Origin of the sequence: Micromonospora sp. M51, assembly GCF_018070305.1 — a bacterium.
Lineage (GTDB): Bacteria > Actinomycetota > Actinomycetes > Mycobacteriales > Micromonosporaceae > Micromonospora > Micromonospora parva.
Map to the genome: position 1 here is coordinate 1 of NZ_JAGPXZ010000804.1, position 2647 is coordinate 2647.

At 70.2% G+C, this 2647-nt stretch carries 3 protein-coding genes; all 3 read right to left on the bottom strand.

What is annotated here, in order from left to right:
* Positions 1-924 (bottom strand): replication initiator (locus KBX53_RS29045; protein WP_369010016.1); only part of this gene is annotated, 924 nt, incomplete at its 3' end.
* Complete coding sequence (locus KBX53_RS29050; protein ID WP_210862783.1) at positions 921-1811, bottom strand: DUF2637 domain-containing protein; 891 nt, start codon at positions 1809-1811, stop codon at positions 921-923. The genes KBX53_RS29050 and KBX53_RS29045, both read right to left, overlap by 4 nt.
* Positions 1808-2155 (bottom strand): RRQRL motif-containing zinc-binding protein, encoded by a 348-nt coding sequence (locus KBX53_RS29055; protein ID WP_210862786.1) that lies wholly within the window; start codon positions 2153-2155, stop codon positions 1808-1810. The genes KBX53_RS29050 and KBX53_RS29055 overlap by 4 nt, the downstream gene beginning before the upstream one ends.
* Between the last annotated feature and the right edge of the window lie 492 nt (positions 2156-2647).

The window sequence follows — 2647 nt, forward strand, 5'->3', positions numbered from 1 at the left end:
GGGCGGTGGCACGATCGTGTCGGGGCAGTCGGGGTTGTAGCCGTCGAGGCGGATGAGTGCGTGGTAGTGGATGACGCCGCGTACCTGGAATTCGTAGACCTTGATGTAGCGGCGGCGCAGGTCCACGCCATGAGTCCGGCCGAGGCGGCGTAGCTCCCGGTCGACCTGTTGGATGGTGCGGCGCCACAGCTCGGGTGCTTCGTGGTTCCAGACCACCTGGCCGGTGTGGTCGTAGCAGTCCAGGCACAACGGCTGCCCGAGATGGGCGTCGGCGGCCTTGTGGCGTTGGCCGCAGCGCAGCTCCTGGCCGTGGGGGCAGGTCCGGCCGAACGGGTGGCAGACCGAGGCTCGGCAGGTGCAGCCGTCTTTCTTGCGGCAGTCCGCGGCGTGGACCTTCACGACCCGGTGGTGCACCGGCCCGAACGAGGGAGCGGTGGCGGTCAGGAAGATAGCGATGTGCTCGTTGAGCGGGGGTAGTCCCCATCGGTCGCCTTGCAGGCCGGCTTTGATGAGGTGGTAGGTGTCGCGGCGGTACAGCTCTGCGCAGGACGGGCAGACGGCGGCGCGGCGGTTGCCGCAGGGGGTGTAGATCGCGCCGTCGGGCATGTCCTCGGTGTCGACGGTGGCCATGCGGTTGCCGTCAGCGTCGTTGACGTGGATCTGCCCGGCGAGGCGGATCGGGTGCTTGCACGCCGAGGCGGCTTTGACGTGGCCGAGCCATTCGGGGTAGTCGGGGTCTTGGGCGCGGGCGCGACCGGACGCGACGGTGCGCGGGTCGTGCCCGCGTACCCACCCGTCAGCGGTCAGGTCACGGGTGGTGCGGGTGGGTGTAGCCCAGGGCCAGTAGCCGGCGGACTCAGCGGAGGCTCCCGTGCCCGAAACCGTGGTGGTTTCGGGCGCGAGAGGCAACGTCGAGGACGTCACGAAGTGGCTCCAACAGCCGTGCCGTTGTGTGCCTTGTCGTTGATGCTCGGTTGGGTGTTGAGGGCCGTCAGGATGTCGGCGGCCGTGTGGGTGGGGACGCGCAGTCGCACGGCGAGTTGGCCGGGGGTGATGGGTTCACCGTGGGCTTTCTCGTGGGCGCTGGCGACGATCCGGGCTCCGGAGAGCAGCGCGGGCGCGGGGCCGGCAGTTACCGCAGGCGCGGCGGGTGCCGGGGTCGGGTCCTTGTCGGTGGTGTCCGGGGTGGGCTCGACCGTCGTCGGGGTGTCGGTGTCCTCGCCAGAGGTGGGCAGGTCGTTGGGTTCGTGGACAGGTGCGGTGATCGCGGGTGTGGGGTTGGTGGCCGGGGTCGCGGCGGCCGGGCGGACCGTCGGCGAGGCGGGGATGTCGGGTGACGACGCCTCGGCGAGGGTGGCCGGCGCGGGTGCCGGGACGGGTTCAGTGGGCCGGGTGTTGGTGTGTTTGGCGGCGAGTAGAGCGGCGGTGGCCATGAGCATCAGGCCATCGACGGCGACGGGACCGAACCAGATGACGAGGGTTCCTTCGTCGTAGTGACGCAGGAGTCCGGACAGGTGTTGGTAGGACACGAACGCGGCAACCAGGGCGACGGGCGGCATCCCGACCCAGCGCAGCACGTCCCATCCCCAGCCCGAAGGCCACGGGGTGCGGGCAAGGATCTCGATGGCGATGAACAGGAACAGCGGCCAGACGATCGCGGAGACAACCGCGCCGGGCTCCGGGGTCCAGTTCTGCGGTGCGCCCTTGGGGGCGATGAAGGAGTGGGCGATGTTCGCGGCGACGGAGACGAGTCCGCCGAGGATCAGGCCGAGGTAGGCCCAGCGGGTGGGACGGAGGTTCGTCGTGGTCATGAGGTCACCTCAGGGGTGCAGTCGAGGCAGGTGCCGGTGCGGCGGGGGATGTAGTAGGGCTTGACCTGGCCGCAGTCGGTGCAGGTGCGTCGCGCGGTGAGCGCTTTGTTGATGGCCGCCTGTTGGGCGGGGGTGGCGGTGCGCTTGGGCATCGCCAGGTCGAGGCGGAACAGGTAGGCGATGCGCTTGCCGCGTCGCCACATGAGTTGCGCGGCGGGTTCCTGGCCGCCGGGGCGCAGCTGTCGGGCGCGGAGCTGACGGCGGGTCAGCAGCCCGTCGGGGGCGAACTTGAATGGGTAGGTCGGCAGGCCGTAGCGCTCGCCGGTCGGGTCGTAGAACGCCATCGGGTCCTCCGAGTCGTCGTCGGCCTGGTCGTGGTCGTCGCCGGCGGGGGTGCCGGTGGCGAAAGTGGGGTTTTCGTAGGTGTCGCGTTCGATGTCCTCGGGCAGGAACGCCGCCGAGCAGACCGCGCAGACGATGGCGCCCTCTTCGAAGGCGGCTTTGGAGATGCGCAGCTTGCGGGGGCACTCGCACTCGCACGAGACGCCGTTGTTGTTGTTCGTGCGGGTTTTGCCTTCCCCGGTCGGTTCCGGGTGGCGGTAGAAGCGCAGCGCGACGGCGAGGCCGGCGATGGTGGCCCGGTAGCGGGCGCGGGTGAGGTCGGTCAGGGTGCAGGGCGAGTAGCCGAGCTTGTCGTCCTTGATGGTGGACAGGCCGAGTTCGGCGGCGAGGGTGGCGAACTTCTTGTTGTGCCAGCGGCCCTGCCTGGAGGTGTCTTGGATGCCTCGCGCGTCGGCGAGGGGGCTGGTCGGACGAGCCAGGTCACGGGGCCGGTC